This is a genomic window from Armatimonadota bacterium (genome assembly GCA_035527535.1).
Classification (GTDB): domain Bacteria; phylum Armatimonadota; class Hebobacteria.
Genome location: DATLAK010000171.1, coordinates 49,234 through 74,074, shown reverse-complemented (window position 1 = coordinate 74,074; position 24,841 = coordinate 49,234). Strand labels below are relative to the sequence as shown.

General features: G+C 65.9%; 22 protein-coding genes. 11 read left to right on the top strand and 11 right to left on the bottom strand.

What is annotated here, in order from left to right:
* Positions 1 to 494: 494 nt before the first annotated feature.
* Both VM221_12300 and VM221_12295 read right to left on the bottom strand, forming a co-directional pair.
* Positions 495 to 941, bottom strand: coding sequence for a hypothetical protein (locus VM221_12300; GenBank protein HUT75601.1), 447 nt, complete (start codon positions 939 to 941; stop codon positions 495 to 497).
* A gap of 218 nt (positions 942 to 1,159) precedes the next feature.
* A complete protein-coding gene (locus VM221_12295) occupies positions 1,160 to 2,131 on the bottom strand; it encodes a hypothetical protein (protein ID HUT75600.1) in 972 nt (323 codons plus the stop codon).
* Positions 2,132 to 2,327: 196 nt separating this feature from the next.
* On the opposite strand from VM221_12295, the gene VM221_12290 reads away from it, so the two are divergent.
* From VM221_12290 to VM221_12250, 9 genes are all read left to right on the top strand, one after another.
* Entirely contained in the window at positions 2,328 to 3,596 is a 1,269-nt protein-coding gene (locus tag VM221_12290) for a DNA methyltransferase (protein HUT75599.1), read from the top strand.
* Entirely contained in the window at positions 3,593 to 4,306 is a 714-nt protein-coding gene (locus VM221_12285; protein HUT75598.1) for a hypothetical protein, read from the top strand. Before VM221_12290 ends, VM221_12285 begins: the two co-directional genes overlap by 4 nt.
* Positions 4,266 to 5,663, top strand: coding sequence for a hypothetical protein (locus VM221_12280; GenBank protein ID HUT75597.1), 1,398 nt, complete (start codon positions 4,266 to 4,268; stop codon positions 5,661 to 5,663). Before VM221_12285 ends, VM221_12280 begins: the two co-directional genes overlap by 41 nt.
* 86 nt (positions 5,664 to 5,749) lie before the next feature.
* Positions 5,750 to 6,124 (top strand): hypothetical protein, encoded by a 375-nt coding sequence (locus VM221_12275; GenBank protein HUT75596.1) that lies wholly within the window; start codon positions 5,750 to 5,752, stop codon positions 6,122 to 6,124.
* Positions 6,114 to 6,491, top strand: a complete 378-nt coding sequence (locus tag VM221_12270; GenBank protein ID HUT75595.1) for a type II toxin-antitoxin system VapC family toxin — start codon at positions 6,114 to 6,116, stop codon at positions 6,489 to 6,491. Before VM221_12275 ends, VM221_12270 begins: the two co-directional genes overlap by 11 nt.
* Positions 6,492 to 7,482: 991 nt before the next feature.
* Complete coding sequence (locus tag VM221_12265; GenBank protein ID HUT75594.1) at positions 7,483 to 8,244, top strand: hypothetical protein; 762 nt, start codon at positions 7,483 to 7,485, stop codon at positions 8,242 to 8,244.
* 277 nt (positions 8,245 to 8,521) lie between these two features.
* Positions 8,522 to 10,408, top strand: a complete 1,887-nt coding sequence (locus tag VM221_12260; GenBank protein ID HUT75593.1) for an AAA family ATPase — start codon at positions 8,522 to 8,524, stop codon at positions 10,406 to 10,408.
* A 622-nt stretch (positions 10,409 to 11,030) separates the two neighbouring features.
* The gene (locus VM221_12255) at positions 11,031 to 11,687 is read left to right on the top strand and encodes a tyrosine-type recombinase/integrase (protein ID HUT75592.1); all 657 of its coding nucleotides are present in this window, start codon (positions 11,031 to 11,033) and stop codon (positions 11,685 to 11,687) included.
* Positions 11,688 to 11,896: 209 nt separating this feature from the next.
* On the top strand, positions 11,897 to 12,091 hold the full coding sequence (locus VM221_12250) for a hypothetical protein (GenBank protein HUT75591.1): 195 nt from the start codon (positions 11,897 to 11,899) through the stop codon (positions 12,089 to 12,091).
* A gap of 385 nt (positions 12,092 to 12,476) precedes the next feature.
* Here VM221_12250 and VM221_12245 read toward each other — a convergent pair whose 3' ends face one another.
* The 9 genes from VM221_12245 to VM221_12205 all read right to left on the bottom strand — a co-directional run bounded on the left by VM221_12245 (position 12,477) and on the right by VM221_12205 (position 22,533).
* Positions 12,477 to 13,598 carry an ABC transporter permease gene (locus VM221_12245; protein ID HUT75590.1) on the bottom strand — a complete coding sequence of 374 codons (1,122 nt, stop codon included), beginning with the start codon at positions 13,596 to 13,598 and terminating at the stop codon, positions 12,477 to 12,479.
* A gap of 9 nt (positions 13,599 to 13,607) precedes the next feature.
* A complete protein-coding gene (locus tag VM221_12240) occupies positions 13,608 to 14,741 on the bottom strand; it encodes an ABC transporter permease (GenBank protein HUT75589.1) in 1,134 nt (377 codons plus the stop codon).
* A gap of 3 nt (positions 14,742 to 14,744) precedes the next feature.
* A complete protein-coding gene (locus tag VM221_12235) occupies positions 14,745 to 15,704 on the bottom strand; it encodes an ABC transporter ATP-binding protein (GenBank protein HUT75588.1) in 960 nt (319 codons plus the stop codon).
* A 5-nt stretch (positions 15,705 to 15,709) separates the two neighbouring features.
* Complete coding sequence (locus VM221_12230; GenBank protein ID HUT75587.1) at positions 15,710 to 16,651, bottom strand: ABC transporter ATP-binding protein; 942 nt, start codon at positions 16,649 to 16,651, stop codon at positions 15,710 to 15,712.
* Positions 16,652 to 16,659: 8 nt separating this feature from the next.
* Positions 16,660 to 17,883, bottom strand: coding sequence for an efflux RND transporter periplasmic adaptor subunit (locus tag VM221_12225; GenBank protein HUT75586.1), 1,224 nt, complete (start codon positions 17,881 to 17,883; stop codon positions 16,660 to 16,662).
* A gap of 157 nt (positions 17,884 to 18,040) precedes the next feature.
* Positions 18,041 to 18,463, bottom strand: coding sequence for a helix-turn-helix domain-containing protein (locus VM221_12220; protein HUT75585.1), 423 nt, complete (start codon positions 18,461 to 18,463; stop codon positions 18,041 to 18,043).
* Positions 18,464 to 18,749: 286 nt separating this feature from the next.
* Positions 18,750 to 19,739, bottom strand: coding sequence for a methylenetetrahydrofolate reductase (locus VM221_12215; GenBank protein HUT75584.1), 990 nt, complete (start codon positions 19,737 to 19,739; stop codon positions 18,750 to 18,752).
* The gene (locus VM221_12210) at positions 19,736 to 20,461 is read right to left on the bottom strand and encodes a methylenetetrahydrofolate reductase C-terminal domain-containing protein (GenBank protein HUT75583.1); all 726 of its coding nucleotides are present in this window, start codon (positions 20,459 to 20,461) and stop codon (positions 19,736 to 19,738) included. The genes VM221_12215 and VM221_12210 overlap by 4 nt, the downstream gene beginning before the upstream one ends.
* On the bottom strand, positions 20,458 to 22,533 hold the full coding sequence (locus VM221_12205; protein HUT75582.1) for an FAD-dependent oxidoreductase: 2,076 nt from the start codon (positions 22,531 to 22,533) through the stop codon (positions 20,458 to 20,460). Before VM221_12205 ends, VM221_12210 begins: the two co-directional genes overlap by 4 nt.
* Before the next feature lie 458 nt (positions 22,534 to 22,991).
* Between VM221_12205 and VM221_12200 the strand changes: the two genes are divergently transcribed.
* Both VM221_12200 and VM221_12195 read left to right on the top strand, forming a co-directional pair.
* Positions 22,992 to 23,477, top strand: a complete 486-nt coding sequence (locus tag VM221_12200) for a hypothetical protein (GenBank protein ID HUT75581.1) — start codon at positions 22,992 to 22,994, stop codon at positions 23,475 to 23,477.
* Between the two features lie 157 nt (positions 23,478 to 23,634).
* Positions 23,635 to 24,717: a trypsin-like peptidase domain-containing protein gene (locus tag VM221_12195; protein HUT75580.1), complete on the top strand. Its 1,083-nt coding sequence runs from the start codon at positions 23,635 to 23,637 to the stop codon at positions 24,715 to 24,717.
* Positions 24,718 to 24,841: the final 124 nt, after the last annotated feature.

The following is a 24,841-nucleotide window of genomic DNA, read 5'->3' as shown; positions in this document are numbered from 1 at the left end:
AGCATCGGGTTTGACCGCGGCTTCTTCGAAGATGAAGCCGCTGGCCTGATCTACGGACATCACCAGGTCACAATAGTAGCTACCCGCCCCCTTCTCGCGCACCTGCATATTCGTGGGCTGGCGGTCAATTAGAACTCTGATATGTTGCGGCGCGTTGACCATCACTCGTCTCCTTCGGCGTTGGCCATCTACTTACGGACTTGTGCGGGGCCGACCGGTAGCGATGCCTAAAGCATCTTCGGCCGGGCACGCCCGACCTCCTGCGCGGGAGGTTTCCGCGGCCATCACCGTGGGTCGCTCTCCGCGCACGCCGAATCTCGAACCGCTCTGCCTTCGGCCGTCGGCGCATCACCTCGCGCACGGGACGGGCTCCTGAAAGCCGCTGCATCGTCCCTAACCTGTTATCGGAAGTTCATGCCCACAAAGCGCGGCGGACCGCCCTCCTCGCAAGGAAGGCGGTCCGCCCGGCGCTGATGCGGAGTCGCGTAGTCTGACTACTCCTTCTGGGTCTCGAAGGCCTCAATCATCTGCACCAACAGTCTCGCCAGGCTCACCCCTCGCGCGGCTGCCAACGCGCGGAACCGGACCGCCTGCTCTCCGCGCAGCGCCACCGTTGCCATCGCACTCACAGCGCGCCCCGTTTGGGCTACGGCGCGTTCAGGGCGCTTCGCTTGCGGCTGGGCGGCCTGGGACTGCTCCGGCTGCGCTTCGGCTGCCGCTTCGGCGTCCAGCACCTTCCGCGTCTCGGCCACCAACTTGGCCTCGTGCTTCTTGAGCGCGGCCTTCTTCTCCGCCACCTCGGGATGCTGCCGTTCGAACTTCGCCCGCCGCGTCTCTGCGGACTTCTTTGCCGCCTCCTTGCGCGCCGCCGGTCGCTGCTGGGCTTGCCCGCCGAGGTGGGTGCGCTGCTCCACCGCCTGCTTCTTCGTCTGCTTTGCCATTCTCGTCCTCCGGTGAGTCAGTGTGCCGGCGTCGCCGCCGACCGACTTATCCCTCGCTCGGAGAGCGCCAGAAGTCAAGGCCCGGCTTGGCGCAGCCACGGCATCCGTCGCTGCCCCGCCCCCCCGGGCGCTCACCACTGCCGATTGTGACTTCGGCCAGTTTGCACCAGCTCGAGAAGGCGGGAACGTGGGGCGCGACAGCCACATGCTCGCGGTGCTTACGACTTGCGGCGTCCGGGGGCGCGGGCGGGTCTGCGGCCGGCAGCGCGCTGAGCTTGCGCCTCCAGGTCTGCGATGTAATCCGCGATACCATCGCGCACTTCCGCTGTGATCGCGCCCCCGCGCGTACGAGGGTTGGGCGCGCCCAACACCATGTCAAGATCGGCCAGGCAAGCCTTGGCGGCGCGTATGGTCGCGGGCAGTGAATCCTTGCTTCTGCGCTTGGGCCGGCGGGGAGGCCCCTGGTAGCCCCAGAGCTTGACCAACCCCGCTCGGGCAAGCTGCTCACCCACAGCATCGCTGTAGTGCTCCAGCGTCAGCTCGATGACGCTCGCAAAGGCTCGGCGGCCTCTTGCGAGCGCGGCTGCAAGGTCACGCTGGGCCTTCTCCTCGCCGCGCTCGCGGTAATAGTGGGCCAGCGCCAGCGCCCGGGCCAACACCGGTTTCACCAGCTGCTCGTTGAGCACGATCAAGCAAGCGTCGCGGTTGGCCTTGAGCTTGCGCGCCCGAAAGTACTCATTCTTGAGGGTGGGCGATGACAGCCTGTCTGTGGGGTCCGTTCGATTCCGCTCCTTCGCCAAGGCGCGCCAATCGTGGACGCGGCGCTTCCAGTTGCCCTCCAGGATATCGCCCACGGTGAGGGTGCGCTCGGCGACGAATACCAGCAGACCAAACGCGCGCAGGCGGCACCTATAGTACGGCCCCCGTTCGCCCCTGCGCTTGTTTGGCGCAGGCAGCGCGTCTGCGAGCGCTATCTTCGGGATCGCGCGCAGTACCGGCAGGTTGTCGAGGATGAAGTCCTCCGCATCGGCGCGGAAGGATTCCGGCGCCGGCTCCCCCGTGTACCAGCCGAGAACCTTCTCCCGGTAGCGCGGCGGGACCGTCACCTCGTGGCGCCTCTCCAGGTCGCGCCACTCGCGGGCGACCCAGGCTCTTGCCGCCCACTGGTTCGATTTGAGCGTGCGTTTCACCGCAAAATTGCACCTCTTTCACCTGTGCCATAATAACCCCAGCACGAGCAACGTGCAAGAGGCAGCGCGCCGCGCGGGATCGCCGCGACTACGTGCTGCGCGCGGCCGAGCGCTGCCGGCGGCTACGGCGCGGGGAGCTTACAGCCGTGACAGCCGCGGAGCGGGCAAGATTCCTTTGACCACGGAGGGGGCCATCATGGACGGCAAATTGCACATCGAAACCAAGCCGCTGGCTGATCTGCGCGAGGCGCCTTACAACCCGCGCGCCATCAGCGACGAGATGCTCGGCTCGCTGAGCACCTCCATCACCCGCTTCGGGCTGGTCGAGCCGATCGTGTGGAACCGCAGAAGCGGTAACGTCGTGGGCGGGCATCAGCGCCTCAAGGTATTGCAGGCCCAGGGGATCGAGGAAACCGATGTCGTGGTGGTCGATCTCGCACCTGCGGACGAGCGCACCCTCAACCTAGCCCTCAACAAGATTACCGGCGATTGGGATATCCCCAAGCTCTCGGCAGTACTTGAGGAGCTGCAGTTGGCGAACGCGGACCTCGATCTCACCGGATTCGGGCAGGAGGAGATCGGTGAGATCTTCGGCCAGGCGCGCCAGCTACTCTTCGGCGACCAAGAGGAGAGATTTGACGCAGAGGAGGCGATGGCGCAGGCCGAGGAGGCCACCGGCCCCACCCGCGTTCAGCCCGGCGAAGCTTGGCAGCTCGGGCCCCACCGATTGGTCTGCGGAGATGCGACAGATGGCCAAGCGTGGGAGCGGCTGATGAGCGGCAGGCTCGCCCATGCGGTGGTCACCGACCCACCATATGCCGTCTCCTACTGCGGTGGCCGCGCCGCTCAGGAAGAGCGCATCGCCAGGGCGCGCCGCGGGGTTGACGGCCCATCAGATGCCTACTGGGATGACCTCACGCCCGACGCCTATCGAGACTTGTTAACCGCAAGCCTGTCGCTTGCCCACCGCTACAGCGACGCGGCCTCACCTTTATACCTATGGTTCGCCTCGGCGCACCTGAGGGATGTCCTGACTTGCCTTTCCGACACCGGCTGGCAAGAGAGAAATCTCATCGTGTGGGCCAAGAACAACGGTGCGGGCGCTCTGTTCGCTCAGTACAAACACTGGTATGAACCTCTGTTCTATGCCCACAAGGCAGGCCAGGCCCCGCGCTGGCACGGCCCCACCAACGAATCAACTCTCTGGCAGCACGACAAGCCGACCCGCAATGAGCTGCACCCCACGATGAAGCCGCTGGCGTTGATCGAGCGCGCCATCGTCAACGCCACCACCCCGGGGCAACTGGTGATCGACCCCTTCCTCGGCTCCGGCACCGCCATCATCGCCGCGCAGCGGTGCGGCCGCATCTGTTATGGCATCGACCTCGAGCCGCGATATTGCGACGTCATCTTGCGGCGCTGGGAAGAGTTTACGGGCGAACATGCCCGGGGGTGTGAATCATGACTGAGATTGAAGTCCACGAGGAGCCCGATCACCTGTGGGAGCGTATGCCGGGAGAATCGAGCAAAGTCTACGGCAAGTTCTGCGCGTACCGGGATTTGGGACCCGGCCGGTCGCTGGTGAAGCTGCGCCGGCTGCATGCCGGGGAAGAAGGCTGGTCGCGATCGGCGCTGGAGGAAGCGTGCCAGCGCTGGCACTGGCAATCCCGGGCGGCCGCCTGGGATGATGAGCAAGACCGGGCGCGCCGCCAGGCCCAACTGGAAGCCATCCGCGAGATGGCGGAGCGGCAAGCCCGAGACGGCGCCGACATGCAGCGCCTGGCCAAGGGAGCCATGTCCGAGTGGGTGAAGCCGGACCCGCAAACCGGCCAGCTGGTGCTGGCGGCGAAGCTGCGCCCCACCGAGGTGACCAACCTCTTCAAGGTGGGCGTGGACGTGGAGAGAACCGCCCGGGGAGAGCCGACCGTGGTGACCGAGGAGAGAACACGAACAGGAGACGATTATGACGAGCAACGCATTTGCGCAGGCATCGCCTATGCCCTTGCCCAAGCCGCCGCTGACACCGAAGGAATGGCAGGAGGTGGCGCGCCGGATAGCCTGCCAGTATCCCCACCAATTGACTCGAGTGCGGTGGATAGAGGCGCTGCTGCAGATTCGGGACAAGCAGAACCGAGTGATTCCGCTGAGGTTGAACCCGATCCAACGCAAGCTTGAGCGGGAGCTGAGCGGGCGGGACTACATCCTCAAGCCGCGCCAGGTGGGGGTCTCGACCCTGGTCGAGGCCATCTTCTACCACGATACCCGGTTGACCCCCAACCGACGCACGGTGGTCATCGCCCATGACCTGGAGTCCACCGAGAGGATCTTCCAGATGGTGCAGTTGTTTGAGCGCAGGCTGCCCGAATCGGAGCGCGCACGCCTTTCCACCCGGCGCAGCAACCGCCGGGAGCTGTGGTGGTCTGAGACAGACTCGCAGTTCATCGTCGGCACCGCCGGCTCGGTGACTTTCGGCCGCGCGCAAACCGTCGATAACGTTCATGCCAGCGAGTTCGCCTTCTGGCCCAATCCCGAAGAGACCCTGGCCTCCATTCTCGAGGCGGTGCCCGCGGGAGGACGCGTGGTCATCGAGACCACTCCCCACGGCCAGAATTACGCCTGGGACTTCTGGCAGAAGCATGCGGCGGGCGATCACAACCTGCCGCGCTTCAAGCGCCACTTCTTCCCCTGGTGGGAGGACCCGACCTATCGCCTCCCAAGCATCCTCGATCCGCCAAGCCTGACCGAGGACGAGCTTGCCCTAATCAGCGACCATGGCCTGGATGAGGCCCAGATCCAATGGCGCCGGGCCAAGCGCTTCGACCTGGGCGAGAGGTTCGACCAGGAATACCCGGAAGACCCGGCGCGCTGCTTCCTGCGCTCGGGGCGGCCGGCATTTGGCGAGGAGGCCATCGGGTGGCTGGAGAGCCGGCCACCCCTGCCAGGGGACGAGCATGAGGCGATCTGGGAGGAGCCGGTGGGTGATGCGAGCTACGTCATAGGCGCCGACCCGGCGGAAGGCCTCTCCGAGAGCGATCCCAGTGCCGCGGTGGTGGTGCGCCGCCCCGAGGAGGCAGGGGTTCCCATGCGTGTGATGGCGCGCATACGCGGGCAGTGGCCTCCGGATGTCTTCGCGGCCAAGCTCTACACGCTCTCCCAGCGCTACCACCGGGCGGAGCTGGTGGTGGAGCGCAACAACCACGGACACGCGGTGCTGCTGGAGCTCGAGTATCTGCGCGCCAACGTGTGGACGGACCACCGGCGGGGTACCGAAGCCCAGGCGGGATTCCTGACCAATCAGGCATCCAAGGTCCTGCTCATTGACCGGTTGGACAAGTCGCTGCGGGAGCACAGTCTAGTCCTCTCGTGCGAAGCGACCATCAGTGAGCTGCGGGCCTATCAGCACCTGGATGATGGAAGTCTGGGAGCGCCGTCAGGAGCCCATGATGACCTGGTGATGGCGCTCGCCCTGGCCAACTATGTGTGCCTGGAGCCACGGCCGCCAGAACCTCGGATTCGATGGCTTGATGATTAGATCCGGCGCCTGGGCGCGGAGTCCTCGTCGTGGTCCACCGGTAGGGCGCCCCGAATCCAGAAGGGCGAAGCGCCGCCGCGACGCAGATGGGCGAGATTGGCCGCCCCAGCGGCGGCGCCGGGCGCGACCTCGGGCTGGCAGCCGCACTTGACTTCGGCAGCCAGCGCAGTGTACACTTCATCTGTACACTTGGGATGGAGGTGATGTGGATGAAGGCATCGGTGCTGGACCTGCGGCGGCGCATGGGTGAGGTCCTGCGCGCCCTCGAGCAGAATCAACCGGTCACCTTACTCTACCGGGGCAAGGAGAAGGGCGTCATCTATCCGCGGCGGCAGTCGAGGCGCGCGCAGGTGCGCGTCACCGAGCACTCAGCTTTCGGCATGTGGCAGGACCGCAAGGACCTGCAGGATGTCGAGCAGGTGGTGCGCGGCCTGCGCAAGGTGCGATCCCATGGTGTTTGACACCGATGTGCTGATATGGGTGTTTCGGGGCCATGAGGGGGCGGCCCGGATGGTTGAGCTGGCGCGCGAGCGCGCGCTGTCGGTGATGACGCACATGGAGCTGGTGCAAGGCGCGCGCAGCAAGCAGGAGGTGAAAGCGATCAAGGGCTTCCTCGCCGACTTCGCCTTCGCGGTGCTGCCCCTGACCGAGAACATCGGCCATCGTGCGCTGGTCTACATGGAGGAATACAGTCTCCGATCCGGCATGAGCGCCGGCGACGCGTTGGTGGCCGCCACTGCCGTCGAGCAGGGCCTGCCCCTGTGCACCGCAAACCGCAAGCATTACCGGCTCGTCCAGGACCTGGAGCTCAAGGTTCTGCGGCCCTGACCGCGCGGCAACCGCGGGGCGGGCGGGCACACGCCTGGTGCGGATGTCTGAAGGAGTGGCTTAGGCCGCGGCCTCATGCGTGGCTGCCATTGCTCGCGTTGATGCCATTCGCCACCCGAGCCGAGCCGCAGCTGGCCGCGCTGGTGGTCGTGTCCCCCCTGGGTTTGCCTGGCAGCCTATGTGCCATTTGGCACTTTCCGATTGGACGGGCTGAGCCTCAGGCCCCAGGGCAGGTGCGCGTCGCTGTGGTTCATCATGTGCAGCTGCCCGCCATGGGTCCTGTCAAACGTGCGCCGCCGGAATAATCGGCCAAAAGTGTACGGTTTTACCTTGGTTTTACCCTGGTTTTACCCTGGTCTGGCCTTGGCCTGGAGCGTCGGTGCTTTGGGGGGCGAGAAGTGCCCGGCCTGCCCTGCGGACTCCGGCTTACAGGCCCGCTCCTCGCTCTCCTCTTTCTGTCCTCCCGCTGACACAGCCGCCCTTGGCCCTCGTAGCTTCAGCGAAGTGGGCTCGGCCGCCACGCATTATCATGTGGCACAGCCGCCCCCGGCTGTGAATTCCGAGATGCATCCTTCCGCCCGAATCCGCCGCTCCGTTTGTCGTCATTCCGCACAACACCCGACAGTTGCCGAATTACAGGCCCGCTTTTCGGCCATTCTGCAGTCCGAAGATTCCGCCCAGAACTCCGCTGGAGTCCTTGACCAATTCGACTGACCAGCGGCGGCTACCAAGAGTCGGGGTGAAACGGCCTATGGACGACGAATCGGAAACCATACGGCGGATTTCGCTCACGCGCTGTTGCCATGAATTGCACAAGGCCCGCACCAGCTGTCTTCCCCCGCCTCAATCCTCTCCTATTGGGAAGTGACCTACGGGACATTTCAACAGGCTCGACATTACGCCCCGCACCACGAGAAGCCTTGATAGCAGCCGGGCGAAACGAGTATAGTCTCCTGGTCACTTGGTCACTAAAGGGCGATGGAACAATACAATGAGCGCGGAACGCGAATTCATTGAGGCGGCAGAGCGGATCTGGCAGGAGGCCGTGGCGTCGCGGTATATGTACCGCGGCATGTGCCTTGAGGACCTCTCCGACCCGCTGGACCCTCAAGCCGATCCCTTCCGGCCTATCCGTCCAGAGTTGTGCCACCTGCTTGAGATCCTGCAGGCACAGGTGTCTCGCGGATTCCGTTTCACAGTCCACGAAGACTATAGCTCCTTCTCCTTCGATCTGAAAGACATCCTCGATTGGTCGAAACGCGATCTCGACAGCCCCGGCATAGGTTTTGCTTCAATTCACCACAGTGCACTGGGATATGCACACAACTACCGCGGCAGCCAGCTCAAGCAGAATCTCAAGTACATCACGGATCACCTCCCGGAGCGCAAAGACGATCCCATCCTGCGGGCGGGAATGACGGCCGCCGGCTGGGCGCTGGTGGAGCGAGTGAGCGAGTGGGTATCGAGCGGCGACCTGGTGTGCACCAAGGTCGTCATTTGGGTGCGACGCACGTCACCCGCGTTTGAGGTGAACGAGGGAGCCCTGCCGCTGGGATCCCTTGACTACTTCATGGGCAGGGTCGTGGCAGCCGTCGAGCGCGAGGGGCTTTCACGCACACCGCAGGCGATTCAGCATGTTCTCCCTCCCGAGCAGCGCGAGTTCAACGTCCGAGCGCAGCGTCCCATCTCTCGCTCTGAGATCGAGAAGATCGAAGAGGTTCGCTCCACCAGTTGGCGGCCGATTGACCCGTAGGCAGAACTCAAACCGGACGCGGAACCGTTCTCATCACTTTCCCGGCACGCGACAGTTGCCGCATTACAGGCCCATTCCTCGACCGGCTTGCTCCGACCATCGTCGCGCACAGCGAATCACGTGATCGACGGTCCGAAGGGCCTGTTCGCGTTGACAGCAGCGGAGCCTCAACCTACAATGGCTCAGGGGCGGCAACAAGCCGTCAAGTGCCCGTATCGCCCTAAGCGGCCGGATCGCGCGCCCCTGAGTCTGTCGGTCACCAGGAGGCACTGACACCGTGAACTTTCCATTTGAACTGAAGTGCGAGATAAGGGAGGTGCCTGGGGCCGCTACTTCGAGCATCACTGTCTATGGGGGCCTCACCACGCTTGTCGGCCCCAATGGCTCGGGGAAGACTCAAGTCCTTCGGGCACTTAAGTCGGCGGTCCGTCCGCTTGTCGCGCAAGGCAAAGTCCATTTCTTGTCGGCCGGCCGTTCCGCGCCCGTCGAGCAATACCGCTCGGATTGGGACGGGAGCAGAGGAGATTCACTGAACTACGATGAGGCAGCTTTCGGCGGGAGGAAGTTGCGCGATAGACGGCATCTCAGTGAGGCCGTGACGGGGGACTTTCATACGCTCAGCTTCCGAGCTGACCTGCAGATCAAAATCGCGGAGCGACTCCGTAGGCTCTTCAATCGTGACGTTCTTCTCGACTGGGACGAAGGCAGGCTGAGGGTGAGATTCGTAAGGCTGGACTCGTCCCATCCGCCCTACTCAGTGGCGCGAGAGGCGAGCGGACTGCTGCAGCTGGTGGTGCTCTTGGCGGCCCTTTATGATGACGAGGTCGCCGCGCTCCTCATAGACGAGCCGGAAGTCTCCCTCCACCCCCAACTTCAAGCGTTCTTGCTTCGCGAGATTCGTGAGGTTGCAGGCGATCCGAGTACCCCTGGCAAGAAGCTCGTGTTCATCGCGACACACTCCACCGAGATGATTGATATCAGGCGCCCCGAAGACGTGGCAAGCATAGTCTTCTGCTGCGATCCAGATCGTCCCCCCATCCAAGTGAGTCCCGAAAGGCCCGAGCTGAAAAACGCCCAACTACGCGCTCTTCTCCCGCACTTGAGTCACGCACACAAGTTGGCGTTCTTCTGTGCGCGACCCCTGCTTGTCGAAGGCCCAAGTGATGCCTTCATCTGCACAGAGTTGGACAACCGACTCAGCCTCTACCTCGCGCCGACAGGAGCCCAACTTGTACCTGTGATGGGCAAAGGGCGAATGCCCATCGTAGCAAAGTTACTCAAGCTCATCGGCAAGTCACCCATCGTCCTAGCAGATGTCGATGCCATCGCCGATGGCCTCGACCTTGTCAGCGTCTACGCAAGCGACTCCTCTGTTGCGAAAGCCGCCAATGCCAAGGGCTATTCCGATGCGCACGCGTTCGCGGCATCAGTGCACGGTGATTTCTGCCACTTGGCCGATGCTCAATGGCACGACATAGCACCCCACGCCGAGCAGCACCCGTACTGGCAGCTTCGAGACCCCACTAAGAACGAGGTGGCGCAGAAGAGGCGCGCAGCTCTCGCGGCCCTCATGAGCATGTCAGCCGCCGAACGAGCTTCAATGTCCAACACCGTACAGTGGGTCGCGATATACGACAGGGTCACCGCCTTACTTGATTTCCTTGAGACTGCCGGGTGCTTTGTTTTTCGAAGGGGCACCATCGAGTGCTACTATGGAACCGTGGATGCCCGAACCGCCGCAGGGAAGCCTGGCGAAGCGCTCGTTGAGGCAACGACATTTGCGCAGGCAGATAGTGCGCTTCTTGAGGCGCAGTACGCCGATGCTCTCCGCGCACTTAGATTTGCAGCGCGCGTCCAGTCGATCGATGAGAGGGAAGCCCTACGTGAACTTCTTTTGGCCGTGTCCGCGCCGGCCCTCGCGGTCCTATGCAAGGACACGACCCCCGAGCAACTTAACCAGCTCGCGCTCAGATTGCTATCGGACAAGGCGTCCCTGCTCCGTCTTGAACCGAGCGCCGGAGACTCGGGGCAACCCCGACTAACGATCCATCTAAACTCCGCCGTCCTTCCTTCCACCGGGTTCCCAATCCGCCTCGACAAGGGCTGCAACCCGGTCACGGAGGTTGACCGCCAACTGGGCATCGACTCCTCGGATGGCGTTTGAGTGGCCATAGACAATACATGATCGCCGGAAAAGGCCCCTGCCGGCGCCCGCGCGATTCCCACGTGGCTTGCCCCCCGAGCTATCCCCAATCGGCTCCAAGCAGCGGCCACATCGCCTTCCTTCGCAAGGCTCTTTCCTGTGGGCCACCGCGCGCAAGGATTGCCTCGAATCTCGCTTGACTTCTGGCTGGCTTCGAGTGACCTATGTAGGCGACAGAACGTGGGTTACAGGAGAGGTCACGCATGGTCACGCAGGCGGCGGAGAATCCGGACTTTCCGGACGCATCTGAGCAGAATACAGGGGCCGAGGAGGGCAGCGCCTTCGACGCCGCGGTTTCGAAGTTTCTGTCGTACCTGCAGGGCTACCGCCACTACTCGCCGTGGACGGTCGGGGCCTATCGCATTGACCTGCGCGAGTTCCAGGAGTTCCTGCTTGAGCAGGGAGGCCGCGTGCCCGCGCCCGCGGAGATCACCCGCCCGCAGGTGGTCGCCTGGGGGCTGAAGCTAACCGGTATGAAGCCGCTCACGATCCGCCGCAAGTATGGCTGCCTCTCGTCGTTCTTCTCCTTCCTCCAGGATCCCTCTGAGATGGCGTTGCCCTCCCAACGGGATGGCAGAGCCACATGGGCCATTGCCAGGGCAACCCTGCCCGCAGACTGCCTCTACCCAAGGTGGCGAGGAATCTGCCCACCGTGCTGTCCGCCGAGCAGGTGCACCAACTGCTGGCGGCGGCACAGACTCCTGACCGCAGGCTATTGGTCCTGCTCTTGCTTTCAACCGGCTTGCGCCGCAGCGAGGCTGCCGGCATCGTGCTGGATCAGGGTGACCTGGAGTATTGCCAACTGCGCGTGCGCGGCAAAGGTAACAAGGAGCGGGTGGTGCCGTTAACACCTGAGGTGGTCGAGGCAATCATGGAATATCTCACCTGGCGGCGGACAAGCGTGGCTTGGCGCGGGCCGACGCAGAGCGGCCACCTCTTCATCAGCCAGATGTGGGGCCAGCCGATAAACGGCGCTCGCATCCATCGCATCGTGCGCCGACTGGTGGAGCGGGCAGGCTTGGCCGGCCAGCGCATCACGGTTCATAAGTGGCTAAGTCGCGCCGCGACCGCCATGGCGGCCTGGCGGCCTAGCCACTCCGCCACACCTTCGCCACCCACCTCGTGCGCAACGGCGTGGACGTCCGCACCGTCCAAGAACTCCTCGGCCACGCCGACCTCGAAACTACCGCCAACTATCTCCACTCCGACACCCGCGCCAAAGAGACGGCGGTGGGGCTAATCGCCAGTCTGACCGGCTCTGCCGCTTCGTGAACCACACAAACTGCGCAGTTCCTTCATCATGGCGGCCGACGCTGCAATAACGAAAGCCGAACGGCGCATGGCTTACGGGCGACATACATGCGGCAGGATGGGCGACAGCACGCGCGGAATACTAGACGACGGATCGGCGACAGGAACGACTTTGGATAGCCAACGATGGAGGAATCTATGTTCCAGGAACTGGCGCAACGGATTGCATACTTGGAGGGACGGATCGCGGAACTGGAGAAGCGTGTTGACCTGCTGCACCTGCTCGTCTTGAAACAGCGGGGTGCAGCGCCCGATCTAGCCCCAACGATACCCCAGATCGAGCAACCGCGGCGACGCGAAGATGACAAGTCCCGCCCCAAGGCGACGATCTAGAGAAGCTCGTGTATCAGGCCAGGGCAGAAGAAGCCCAGAACTGAACTCGAATCGGGTTTGTATTCGCCCTGCGCTAATGTACGAAGCTCTTTGGTGCACCTGCAACTTGATGTATCGGAACCTGGCGAGGTGGGCTCGATGTTGCAGTTGATGTCATGCGAAGGCTGGCCTCCCTCCGGGCTTGCGCTATCCCGCCTCGGCGGGTGAAGATGCGCGGGTCTGGAGAAACCGTGCCGACCAGCGCCCGCATCAAGACCGATAAGACTGACGCGGCTACGCTGGCCCACCTGCTGCGCACCAACCTACTGCCGAAAGCCCACCTGGCCAGTTCCGAAGCGAGGCTAAGCCGCGAGCTCGCCCCGCGGTGGTGGGAGAAGACTCTGTCTCACCCCAATCGCTTCGTGAAGCGCGCCACGCTCAGCATCATGATGACGAGGCCGAAGACCGCGAGCGCGACCACATGCGGCCAGAGGACGTCCAGGCCGCTTCCCTTCAGGAAGATACCGCGGACGATGGTCAGGAAGTAGCGGAGCGGGATTGCGTAGGTGACCCATTGGATCACCCGCGGCATGTTCTCGATCGGGAAGATCAGACCCGAGAGAATGAAGGAGGGGAACATGAAGAAGAAAGCGGTCATCATCGCCTGCTGTTGAGTGTGCGAGATGGTGGAGATGAAGAGGCCGGATCCGAGGCTGGTGAGTAGAAACAGCGCGGCCAGCGCAAACAACAGCATCAGGCTCCCCGCGATTGGCACGCGAAACCAGAGTGAGGAGACCAGGAGCACCAGCACCACGTCAACGAAGCTGATCACGATAAAGGGAACCGTCTTGCCCACCATCAGTTCGCGGGCGGTGATTGGCGTCACGACGAGTTGCTCCAGCGTCCCGATCTCTCGCTCCTTCACGATGGCAAGACAGGTGAGCATCATCGTCGTGTTGAGGAGGATCATGCAAAGCACGGCGGGGACCATGAAGTTGACGCTCTTGAGTTCTGGGTTGTACCAGACGCGCAGCCGGCTCTCGACGCGTGGAAGTGGAGCAAGGCGACCGATCCGAGCCACCTCTATCTGGCCCGAGTAGGTCGCGGCCACACCCGCCACGTAGCCGGAGATGATACCGGCGGTGGTCGAGTCGGAGCCGTCGAGGATGACTTGCGCCGCGGCAGGAAGCCCCCGCGCAAGATCCTTGGCAAACCCCCGCGGGATGTGCACGGCCACCTGCACCGCGCTGGCATCGAGCAGCGGCTGAATCTGATCCGGGCGCGTCACCCATCGGTCCAGGTCGAAGTACCCGGAGTGAACGAAGCGGGCGACGAGGGCGCGGCTGGCCGGCGTGTGGTCCTCGTCGTAGACGGCCATGCTGACGTGGCGGACATCCGTGGTGACCGCGTAGCCAAAGAGGATGAGCTGGAGCACGGGCGCCACCACCACCATCCGCAGCAGTCGCGGATCGCGGCGCAACTGGAGAAACTCTTTCTTGATGATGCGCAGGACGCGTCGCCAGTTCACCGCCGCGCCTCACAACTTCTTCCGGAATCGAAACGAACAGAGCCCGATCAAGGCCACGCTGTACAGCAGCAGAATCAACGCCGGCTCCCACAGAATCGAGATCCCGATTCCCTTAAGGAATATCCCACGCACGATCACCAGGAAGTGGCGGGCGGGGACGAAGTTCGTGATCCATTGTAGGACCGGGGGCATGGCCCGGATGGGGAAGACGAAGCCGGAGAGCAACATGGCGGGGAGCTGGGTGACGAGCATGGCCACGGTCATGGCTGTCTGCTGGCTGGTGGAGACGGTCGAGATCAGCAGGCCGATCGCCAGTGAGGTCAGCAGGAAAAGGGCGGACAGGCCGAGCAGCAGGGAGGGGCTGCCCCTGAGCGGCACGTGGAAAAGCAGCAGCCCGGCCAGGATGACGAGGACGATATCCACGAAGGCGATCGCCGCATACGGCAGAAGCTTCCCCAGCATCAGCTCGTGGGGCATCACCGGCGAAGCGATTAACGGCTCGATGGTGCCGCGTTCCCGTTCCCGCGCCACGGTCATGGAGATAAGCAAGGCCGCGAGCATGCTCAAGATGACTGCGATCAGACCCGGCACCAGGAAGTTGGTGCTGCGCAGCTCCGGGTTGTACCAGACCTGTCCCCGCATATCGAGCGGGCCCAGCCCGCTGTCCCCGGGCAGGCCGGCCCGCCTTAAGGCCTCAACGGTGACCTGCCGGGAATACTGCTGTACCGCCAGCGCGGCGTAGCCAATCGCCGTGCTCGCGGTGGTGGAGTCGGAACCGTCGATGATCACCTGCACGGGGGCAGGCCGGCCCGAAGCCAGCTCGGTGCCGAACCGGGCCGGGATGATTAGAGCGACCTTCGCCTCGCCCCGGTCGAGCGCGGATTCCACCTCCTGGTAGCTGGTCAGGCTGCCCGCGAGATCGAAGTACTCGCTGTGAGAGAAGGCGCCTATCAGGTCGCGCCCGGCCCGGGTGTGATCCTGATCGTAGACGGCCAGCGTCAGATGCTTCACATCCAGGTTGAAGGCGTATCCGTACAGGACCAGCATGAGCACGGGCAGCGCGATTACCACCAGCAGCGTGCGCGGGTCGCGCCGGATCTGGAGGGACTCTTTCCAGGCGATCATCCAGGTGCGCAGCAGCATAGCCTAGCTCGTAACCTCCCGCGCCTCCCGGTCGGCGCGCTCGATCAACGAGACGAAAACATCTTCGAGCGACGGCAGAATGGGTTCCACACTGATGACGGACAGGCCGGCGTTGGTGAGCGCGGCGCGTACCACCGCCGCGGGCTGCGGCTCGTCCGGCACGACCACGTGGAGGTTGCTCCCGAACACGGCGACGTCGCCCACGCGGGGGTCGGTCTCCAACACGCCCAGAGCCTCCATCAGCGGGCGCGCGGAGACCTCCAACAGGACCCCGGAGGCGGCCTGTGCTTTCAGTTCGGCCGGGGCGCCGAGAGCGATCAGCTTGCCGCCGTAGATCAGCCCCAGCCGGTCGCAGTGCTCCGCCTCGTCCATATAGTGTGTGGTCACGAACACGCTCACCCCCTGCCCGGCGACGGTGTAGATCAGGTCCCAGAACGTGCGCCGCGACACCGGATCCACACCTGCCGTCGGTTCATCGAGGAAGAGCGCCTGCGGCTCGTGGACGACCGCGCAACCCAGGGCGAGTCGCTGCTTCCACCCGACAGCCAGCTCGCGGGTGAGACTCTTCGTGCGATCCTGGAGGTCCGCCATCCGGAGAATCCAGGACTTGCGTTCGGCCATGCGCCCCAGGGGAACGCCGTACACGTCGGCATAGAACTCGATGTTCTCCTCGACCGTCAGGTCCCCGTAGAGGGAGAACTTCTGGCTCATGTACCCGATGCGCTGCTTGATCTGTTCCGACTCCGTCATCACGTCGTAGCCGACCACGCGGCCCCGGCCGGAGGTCGGCAGGAGAAGGCCGCAGAGCATGCGAATGGTCGTTGACTTGCCCGCGCCGTTGGGTCCCAGGAAGCCGAAGACCTCCCCTTTGGGCAAGGAGAACGAGATCCGGTCCACCGCCAGGAACTTGCCGAACCTCTTCACCAGGTTCTCGACCGCCACCGCCGGTTCGCCGTTCGCCATCCCGCTCATCGCGCCCCTTCCGATACCAGCGACACGAACACGTCCTCCAGGCCGGGAGCCGCGCGGCGCGAGGAACGTACCAGGACGCCGTGCTGGCCCAGCACGGAGAGGAGCGCGGGCTCGTCCCGCGCCACGTCGGACACCCACACGTGCAAGCGGTCACCGAAGACCTGCACGCCCAGCACCTCCGGGCGCTCCGACAGCGTTGCCTTCGCCTGGCGTTGGGGCTCCGCGACGATCTCCAGCAGGTCGCCGCGCATTTGCTGCCGCAGGGCCTCCGGCGTATCACACTGGAGAATCCGCCCCTTGCTGATGAGGGCCACCCGATTGCATCGCTCCGCCTCGTCCATGTAAGGCGTGCTGATGAACAGCGTCATGCCCTCTCGGAGGAGGGAGTAGAGGATCTTCCAGAAATCACGGCGGGACACGGGATCGACGCCGGTGGTCGGCTCGTCGAGAAAGAGCACTTGCGGCCGGTGGATGAGCGTACAGGCGAGCGCCAGCTTCTGTCTCATGCCTCCGGAGAGATGCTGGGCCAGGCGGGTGCGAAATGGTGCCAGCCGGCTGAACTCGAGCAACTCCTGCTCCCGTCGCAGCCGCTCCCTTTTCGGCACGTGGTAGATGTTGGCGAAGAAGAGCAGGTTCTCCGCCACCGTCAGGTCTCCGTAGAGGCTGAATTGCTGAGGCATGTAGCCGATGCGCTGCTTTACCTGCTCGGGCCGGCGGCGCACGTCGAAGCCGGCCACCTCCGCCTCTCCGCCGTCCCCGTCGAGAATGCCGCAGAGTATGCGAATCGTGGTCGTCTTCCCCGCGCCGTCCGGTCCGACCAGGCCGAAGATCTCGCCCGGCGCAACCTGGAGGGCGAGGCCGTCCACGGCCGTCACTTCGCCGAAGCGTTTGCGCAGACTCGAAGCGCGGATGGCTGAGGAGACAAGCGGCTGGTCCATCGCGCTCCTCAGCGGCTCGCCTTCTGGAGCGGCGCGCCCACCAGGATGGAGGCGTCCACGGGCATCCCCGGTTTCAACTCTTGGTTCGCATTCTCCACCTCGATCTTCACCCCGAACACGAGCTTCACGCGCTCCTCCTTGGTCTGCACGTTCTTGGGGGTGAACTCGGGTTCCTGGGAGATCTCGATGACGCGGCCGCGGTACACCTTCCCCAGGTACGTATCGCTCCTCACCTCGGCAGACTGCCCGAGCTTCACCCGTCCCAGGTCTGTCTCCGAGACGTAGGCGCGCAGCCACACGTGGTCAAGCGCGGCGACCCGGACGATGGGCGTGCCCGGGGAGACGAAATCGCCGGGCTCGAGGTTGCGCAAGGTCACGGTGCCATCCATAGGGGCAGTGATGGCCGCATAGCTCTGCTGCACGCGTGCCGTCTCAACGGCGGCCTTGGCTTGCGCGACGCGGGCCTGCGCGGCAGCGATGGTCTCGCGGCGGGGACCGACGAGGGCGAGATCGAGGGTGGCCCTGGCCGCCTTCACCTGCGACTCGGTCTGCTGCAATGCGGCGCGGGCGATGCGGATGTCCTCCTGGCGGGAGCCGCGCTCGGCCTCCAGCAACCGCTGCCGCGCGGCATCCAACTGCGCGGCCGCGGTGTCTCGCTGCGTGCGCGCCAGATCCACCTGCTGGCGCGCCACCGCACCGTTCACCTCCAGGCGCGTCGCCCGGCCAAGCTCTGTCTCCGCGTAGTCGAGCGTCACTTGCGCCTGACGCACGCCGGCGCGGAGCTGGGCGATGTCCTCCCGGCGCGGGCCGGCCCTCACGAGATCGAGACGCGCCTTCGCCTGGTCCTTGGCATTCACCGCCGCCTCGTACTGCGCCCGCGCGCTAGCGATGTCCTGCGGACGACTGCCGGCCTGCAGTTCCCCGAGCTGCGCCTCCGCCGTCTGGGCCGCGCTCTGCGCCTGCGCCACCTGGGTGTCCAGAGCCGCTGCATCGAGCGACGCAATGCGCTGACCCGCCCGCACCCGGTCACCCTCTTGCACCGTCAAGGAGATCAGCTTGCTAGGCGTCTGCGTGGTTACGTCCACCTCGGTCGCCTCGACGGTGCCGTTCCCGAAGAGCCGGTCCGAAGGTGGCTGCTCACGGCCGGCCCGCACATGCCAAACCGCCGCCGCGGCGGCCCCGAGCAAGAGCAGTGCCCCAGCAGCGAGCCATGGGGATGGTCGCCTTCTCATCGGTGGCGCTCCTTTCCGCTGCTTCTTTCGGGATGGCGGCGCACGCCGTCGAGAAGAATGGAAGTCAGCGTATCGGCCACCCGCCTGGGTGGGTAGCGCCTCATCTCATCGGGAAGCACTGTAGGCAAGATGACTCCGACCATGAGGAAAAGCCCGATCAGCGCCCCTGCGGCGAGCTTAGTGTCGACTGCCGAAACTGCCCTGCCCGCGTGTGCTCGGCGATCCTCTTCTCGAGGAGTGCCAGCCTAGGCCTGGCCACCTCGGCATATCGGCGAGCGAACTCCTCGTCGAAAAGCACCTCTCCGATAATGACCTTCAAGAGGGGCAGGGGCTGCGCGGCGGTGGAGAAGCGGTCGAGGAAGAACCGGCGGAAGGGCTCGTCGCCGTCGGCCTGCGGGGGCTGCAGCAGTGCCCTCACACGCGCGGTGGCCTCGCGCTCGATGAACGCAAAGAGGATGTCCTGCTTGCCGGCGAAGTGCTTGTAGATGGTACCCTCAGAGATACCAGCCTCACGGGCGAGCTCTTTGGTCGTAGTCCGGGCGAAGCCCTGACGGGCGAAGAGCCGGATCGCTGCCTCCATGATCTGGGCGCGGCGCTCCTCTGCACGCCGCCAGCGCTGATTCGGTTCTATCTTCCGACTCATGTCAGCACTCTCGTGAACGCGAGGTGATGTGACTGCTCACTTTCGAAAGTGAGCAGTCACTCAAATGGTCATTATCTACCATACTGGACCCAAGGAGTCAAGAGGCCCAGGTTCCACCTAATGCGATCCCGGGGGTGACCGTTTCTCGTTGGGATGGCTGGGCGCACACCCGGGCGCGATCTCGTAGGGGCAAGGCATCCCTTGCCCCTACATCCGCGGTCGTTCACCCCCCGCACTCAGGGGCGACGACCGGGCGTGGCAGCAGCCCCGCATGCTCCACGATCTCGGGCACTTTGCGCTCCCATTCGATGGCCTGGAGGTGCACCCCGCGCACGCCCTCGATCTCCCGCGCCTGCTCGATCAGCTCGACGCTGATGCGGATGCCCTCCTGCTCCTGGTTGCCCCGCGCTTGCTGCTTGTCGTCGCCGGCAGCGTCGCGCGCCCGGGCCATGCGCTGCATGAGCTCCTGGGGCACGCTCACCCCCGCCACCGCGCTGTCCATGTACTTGAGCATCCCCAGGTTGCGCGGGACGATGATACCGGCCAGAAGGGCCGTCCGCTCGTGCAGCCCCAGGTCGCGGGCGCGCGCCATCTGCTGCCGGAAGAGGTCCATGTCGTAGACGCCCTGGGTTTGGATGAAATCGGCGCCGGCCGCGACCTTCTTGCCCAGGCGCAGCGGCCGGAAGTCAATGGGGTCGCCCATGGGCGTCCACACCGCGCCGATGAAGAACGGCGGTCGCAGCTCGATCTCGTCCCCGCCCTGCTGGCGGCCGTCGTCGCGCAAGCCCTTGAGAATGGACACCAGCTGGATGGAATCCACGTCATAGACGTTCTTGGCGCCGGGGTGGCCCTTGAGTCTGCCGGCGGCGCCGAAGGACTGATGGTCGCCGGCGATGCACAGGCAGTTGCGAATCCCCAGCGCCGCCGCCCCCAGCAGGTCGGCCTGGATGGCGATGCGGTTGCGGTCGCGGCAGGTCATCTGCAGCACCGGCTCCAGCCCCTCGCGCATGATGAGCACCGCCGAGGCCAGGCTCGACATGCGCACCACCGCGGTCTGGCAATCAGTGATGTTGAAGGCGTCGGCGTAGCCCTTGAGCAGGCGCGCCTTCTCCAGCACCACCTCCGCGTTGCAGTCCATGGGGGGGCCGATCTCCGCGGTCACCGCGAAATGCCCCGCCGCCAACACCCGCTCCAGGTTGCTGCCGCTGTTCATGATGCCGCCACGCTCTCCTTTTCCGCCGTTTCCTCACCCTCGACCGCGATCTGGCGCAGATCCTCGCGCACCACCCGGCGCGGTCCGCCGTGCGCCGAGTGCGACCAGTCCCGCGCCGGCGTCAGCTCCGCTAACCGGTCGAGCGTACCCAGCTTCCGCATGCGCTCGATGATCAGCGCCCAGGCGCAGTCCACGTCGGGGCTGATCTCGCACTTGCCCTGGTTGCTGCCCCCGCACGGGCCGTTGAGGATGGACTTTGCGCAGCGCGCGACGGGACAAATCCCTCCCGTCAGGTGCAGCACGCACTCGCCGCAGCCCGCGCACATCTCGGCCCAGACCCCGGGCTCGGTGCACGCGCCGTAGAACTTGGTGTCCACCCCCGGAAACACCGGCACCTCGCCCAGCCGCTCGGCCAGGAAGTTGACGCCGACCCCGCAGGCCAACGACAGCACGGCGGCGATGCCTTCGCGCTCCACCAGCTCGATGATCGGCTGAACGAACTCCGGCTCGCACTGGCGCGTGACGCAGTCCTCCACCAGCTCCTGCGCGCGCTGGTCCCGGCGCGCGGCGATGCGCAGCGCGCCGGCGACGGTCTTGACTTCCTTCTCACCTCCCGCGTGACACACGGTCACGCACTCCCCGCAGCCCACGACCAGGACCTTGCTGTACTGCCGGACGAACCCCTCGACCTCACTCAGTGACTTTGCTTCCGCTACAATCATTCTGCCTCGCCTCTTTGCTCGACCGGGGCGCGCTCGAGCCTTGTCTTGAAGTCATCCCAGATGGTGGGCCAGGAGGCCTCGGCCGTCCCCACCGTCCGCGCCAGCTCCAACCGCTCGCGGCCCAGGCCCAACTCGTCCAAGATGCGCCGTACCTGTTCGACCCTCATCGCCAACTGCTCGTCGGCGGTCGGATAGGCGCAGTCACCCTCGGCACAGGCGATGACGCACACCCCGGCGGCGCCCATCTCGAACGGTTTCAGCAGGTCCGGCACGCTTAGCCGCGCCACGCACGGCACGACCACCCGTGCCACGCCGGTGTCCTTGACCTCCTGCGCGGTCTGCTCCAGCAAGCGCCGACTGGTAGTGGCAAACAGGCAGCCGAACGACACCACCAGCGTGGGCGGCGCCGCCGCCTCCAGAGCCCCCACCAGGTGCTGAAGCTCGCTCCCCAGGCGGTCGGGGTCGAAGCGCTTGAGCGCGATCGCCGCTGCCGGGCATACCGCCGCGCACAGGCCGCAGGCTTGACACTTCTCCGCCGGCATGGCCGCCGTGCTGGTCACCGTGGCGACGCCGAACGGACACACCCGCACGCAGGTCAGACAGGCGGCGCAGCGCTCCTCGTCCGGCACCGCCCCGGCGGTGCAAGCCAGGCACCGGCGCGCCTCGGCGCAGGCCTCGGATTCGCAGAAGCACGGCTCGAACTCGGAGAAATCACGCACGCGCGCCTCGGCCGGCGTCAGCGGCACCTCGACGCGCCCCCGGCTGCGTACGCGCCGCAGCACGTCGTCCGGCAGCTCGCTCAGCGCCGGCAACTCCTCCTTGGGCGCCTGCCGCAGCAGCTCGCCGGTGTCCAGGAAATGCGAGATCGCCCGCGCCGCGCGATGCGCGTCCGCCACCGCCTCCACCGCCGCCCCCGGGCCGGTGACGACTTCGCCGCAGGCGAAGACGCCGCGCTCGGAGGTCGCCATCGTTTCCGGATCGTACTGGAGCCGGTCGCCCGGGCGGGTGGCGACCTGCGATCCCTCCACGCATGCCAGATCCGCCCGCTGCCCGATGGAGAGGACGATGCTGTCGGCCGGCAGTTCGGTCGTCTCGCTGTCGTCAAACGACGGACTGAACTTGCCCTGCTCGTCGAACACGCGCACACAGCGCTTGAGGACGATGCCGGTGACGGCGCCGTCCTCGGCCAGCACCTCCTGCGGGCCCCACGACGGGGCCAGCTTGACGCCTTCCTCCAGCGCCTCCTGCACCTCCCAGTCCCAGGCCGGCAGCTCCTTCCGCGACTCCAGTGAAACCGCCGTCACCTCGCCCGCCCCCAGCCGCCGCGCCGAGCGCGCGACATCCATGGCGACGTTGCCGCCGCCGATCACGACCACCCGCTCCCCCAGCGCCGGCGGCCGGCCGGCGGCCACCGCCCGCAGAAACGGCAAGGCCAGCAGCACCCCACGGCTGTCAATCCCCGGCACCCCCAGGGCGCGGCTCTCGCTCAACCCGGTGGCGATGAGCACGACGTCAAAGTCCCGCTGGAGTTGGGCGAGCTGGACTTCCTTGCCGACGGCGCACCGGGTGCGCAGCTCCACCCCCAGCGCCAGGATGTCGTCAATGTCCTCGCGCAGCACCGCGTAGGGCAACCGATAGCGGGGGATGGTCTGCCCCAGCATCCCGCCCGGCGTGTCGGCAGCCTCGAAGACGGTCACCCCGAAGCCCGCGCGCGCCAGATCGTGGGCGGCGGTGAGGCCCGCGGGGCCGGCGCCGATGATAGCGATGCGCTCGCAGCGCGTATGCTCGACCGGGGCGCGGCGGCGCTGGCGATAGTCGCCGGTCGCCTCGACCACGAAGCGCTTGAGCTGGCGCAGCGCGACCGGGGCGTCAACCTGGGCGCGGCGGCAGCTTTGCTCGCAGGGGTGATGGCAGATGCGCCCGCAGACGGAGGTGAAAGGGTTGGCCGCCAGCAGCAGGTCCAGGGCCTCCTCGTAGTGTCCCTCGGCGATGCATTCAGCGTAGCCGCGCGTGTCGGTGTGCACCGGACACGCCGCCAGGCATGGGGCCTGGGGCTCGACCTCGGTACCCATTACCGCCTCCCATAGGTCCCTCGCCCCGGCGTCGCTGGGTCGCTGGCACCGTCCGGGGCAAGAAGATGCGGCACCATCGCGCCCTCCCCGGCCTGCTCAGGCCACTGCCGACTGCGTGCTGCTGGCCGGAGACCGCGCCTGTGCCGCTTTACTATCCATGTTTCCCTTCCGCGGGGTCAAACTCCTTGTGGCTTGTCCTGCGGGGCGACAGGGCCCGGGCTTTCGGGCACCCGCCAACGCCACCGCGCGCAATCGGCGCGAACCGGAGCTCCTGTGGAGCATGGGCTGACGATTGACGGCCGGGTGGGGCTATGGTACACTGCGGGTGCCTGCGTCATCACCGGATGGAATCGAAGCCGTGGGTAAGACAGCAGTCACGGGCATGATGAACGTCCCCCGAAGCAAGTGGGGGACGTTTCGCATTTGAGCAGGCGAGCGCTCGCCGGCAGGAGCGGACCATGGCGTGGCGCCTTGAGGCGATCGAGTGGGAGGACGTGACCATCGTCTCCCGTTTCACCCTCGACCAGGATTTCGAAGCGCAGCGGCTGTTCAAGGTGTCGGTTGGTTTCGTCATCCGGGAAACGCCCGAATATGTGGTGCTGGCGGATGACGTGGACCTGAGCGGCCGGCGCGACTCCCCCAACAACTACGGGGCGATCATTCCCAAGGGCTGTATTCGCAGTCGCCGGGCGCTCCACGACGAGGTTGGGACGGAGCCGGCACAGGGGTCCAAGGGGCAGGGCGGCGGGGGCGCGCTGGTGCGCCGTTTCCTGGAGCGCAATCCTCACGTGGTGGCGACCGCGCACGACATCGGACTGCGCCTGGGGGTGGAGCAGTCGGAGGCGCAGCGTGAGCTGGCGGAGCTGGAGCGCACCGGCGAAGCGCGCCAGATGATGCCGGGCTTGTGGCACAAGGGCAAGCCCGCGGCGCGCCGGAGGCGCTGATCTACCGTCGCTCCTCCGCCATCCGCCGTACCGCCATGGTTGGGTCCTCGCGTACCGCGCCGCCCCCAACCTCATTGCGTAACGCGCTCGCTTGACACGCGAGGCTGGCGTTGGTAGCCTTGCGATGTTGGGCACACCGTGTCGAGGAGAAACGCTGTTGCCTGTTTATGATGTGAGCGACCGCCGCGGGCGAGCCCTGGCGGCGGTGCTGGTGGTGATCGTGCTCGTGGTCATTGCGGTCACGGCGGTAACGTGGCGGATGGTGCGCGAGCGCGGCGCTCGCCCCTACCGGCTGGGGGCGGCGGGGGCGCTGCCGGAGGATATCAGCCGGGCGGTGGCGCGAGTGGCGCCGGCGGTGGTGCGGATTGACACGACGGCGGGGGCCGGGCCGGGAGCGCTCTTGCCGGGGCTGTTTGGGGGTCCCCAGGATCTCTTCCCGCACCCCGGCCAAGGCTCAGGGGTGATCGTCAATGGGCGGCACGGTTATGTCTTGACCAACGCTCACGTGGTGGCAGGGGCGCGCGCGATTTGGGTGGTGCTGCCGTCGGGGCGCAGCTTGCGCGGGAGATTGCTGGGCGCGGATGTGGTCACCGACATCGCGGTGGTGCAGATCCGTGGGCGGAATCTGCCCGAGGCCGAGCTGGGCAGCTCGGAGGCGCTGGCGGTCGGCAGTTGGGTGATCGCGGTCGGCAACCCCTTCGGACTGGAGAACACGGTGACGACGGGCGTGCTGAGCGCGAAGGGCCGTACCATCGCCGGCGAGGGGGCGAGTGCGGTGACGGACCTGCTGCAGACCGACGCGGCAATCAACGCCGGCAACAGCGGCGGGGCCCTGATTGACCTGCGCGGGCAAGTGGTGGGAATGCCGACCGCGATCGTGCCCTATGCCAAGGGCATCGGTTTCGCGGTGGCGAGCGACACCGTGAAGGCCGTCCTGCCGGAGCTGGTGCGGGCGGGCAAGGTCTCCTACCCGTGGTTGGGCATCGCCTACGGGACGCCGCGGACGCAACCGGGCGCGGTCGTCGAGCGCGTGCTGCCCCATACGCCGGCGGCGCGGGCGGGGCTGCGCCAGGGTGACCTGATCGTGGCCCTGGACGGACGCGCGGTCCGACGCAGGGAGGACGTCGCGCGCATCATCCGCGCCAAACGCCCTGGGGACAAGCTGACGATAACCATCCGCCGCGAGGGCGAGGATCGGAAGATCGGGTTGCGCCTGGCGGAGATGGCGCGGGAGCGCTAGACGCGACATGGACTGGCTCACTCCCGGGTCATGGACGAACCGACTCGCCACTCGAGCGCTCACTCTTCCCAGTCTCCCGCGCGGCCCTGGCTGGGCGCGGATCCTGGGCGCGCTGGCCCTGGTC

Bases quoted from the DNA above. Each gene is read 5' to 3' on its own strand.
- VM221_12240 (HUT75589.1), bottom strand. From the start codon at position 14,741: ATGCTGCTGCGCACCTGGATGATCGCCTGGAAAGAGTCCCTCCAGATC.
- VM221_12215 (HUT75584.1), bottom strand. From the start codon at position 19,739: ATGAACAGCGGCAGCAACCTGGAGCGGGTGTTGGCGGCGGGGCATTTC.
- VM221_12200 (HUT75581.1), top strand. From the start codon at position 22,992: ATGGCGTGGCGCCTTGAGGCGATCGAGTGGGAGGACGTGACCATCGTC.
- VM221_12265 (HUT75594.1), top strand. From the start codon at position 7,483: ATGAGCGCGGAACGCGAATTCATTGAGGCGGCAGAGCGGATCTGGCAG.
- VM221_12210 (HUT75583.1), bottom strand. From the start codon at position 20,461: ATGATTGTAGCGGAAGCAAAGTCACTGAGTGAGGTCGAGGGGTTCGTC.
- VM221_12250 (HUT75591.1), top strand. From the start codon at position 11,897: ATGTTCCAGGAACTGGCGCAACGGATTGCATACTTGGAGGGACGGATC.
- VM221_12290 (HUT75599.1), top strand. From the start codon at position 2,328: ATGGACGGCAAATTGCACATCGAAACCAAGCCGCTGGCTGATCTGCGC.
- VM221_12230 (HUT75587.1), bottom strand. From the start codon at position 16,651: ATGGACCAGCCGCTTGTCTCCTCAGCCATCCGCGCTTCGAGTCTGCGC.
- VM221_12235 (HUT75588.1), bottom strand. From the start codon at position 15,704: ATGGCGAACGGCGAACCGGCGGTGGCGGTCGAGAACCTGGTGAAGAGG.
- VM221_12300 (HUT75601.1), bottom strand. From the start codon at position 941: ATGGCAAAGCAGACGAAGAAGCAGGCGGTGGAGCAGCGCACCCACCTC.
- VM221_12205 (HUT75582.1), bottom strand. From the start codon at position 22,533: ATGGGTACCGAGGTCGAGCCCCAGGCCCCATGCCTGGCGGCGTGTCCG.
- VM221_12270 (HUT75595.1), top strand. From the start codon at position 6,114: ATGGTGTTTGACACCGATGTGCTGATATGGGTGTTTCGGGGCCATGAG.
- VM221_12275 (HUT75596.1), top strand. From the start codon at position 5,750: ATGGGCGAGATTGGCCGCCCCAGCGGCGGCGCCGGGCGCGACCTCGGG.
- VM221_12220 (HUT75585.1), bottom strand. From the start codon at position 18,463: ATGGAGGCAGCGATCCGGCTCTTCGCCCGTCAGGGCTTCGCCCGGACT.
- VM221_12285 (HUT75598.1), top strand. From the start codon at position 3,593: ATGACTGAGATTGAAGTCCACGAGGAGCCCGATCACCTGTGGGAGCGT.
- VM221_12255 (HUT75592.1), top strand. From the start codon at position 11,031: ATGGGCCATTGCCAGGGCAACCCTGCCCGCAGACTGCCTCTACCCAAG.
- VM221_12225 (HUT75586.1), bottom strand. From the start codon at position 17,883: ATGAGAAGGCGACCATCCCCATGGCTCGCTGCTGGGGCACTGCTCTTG.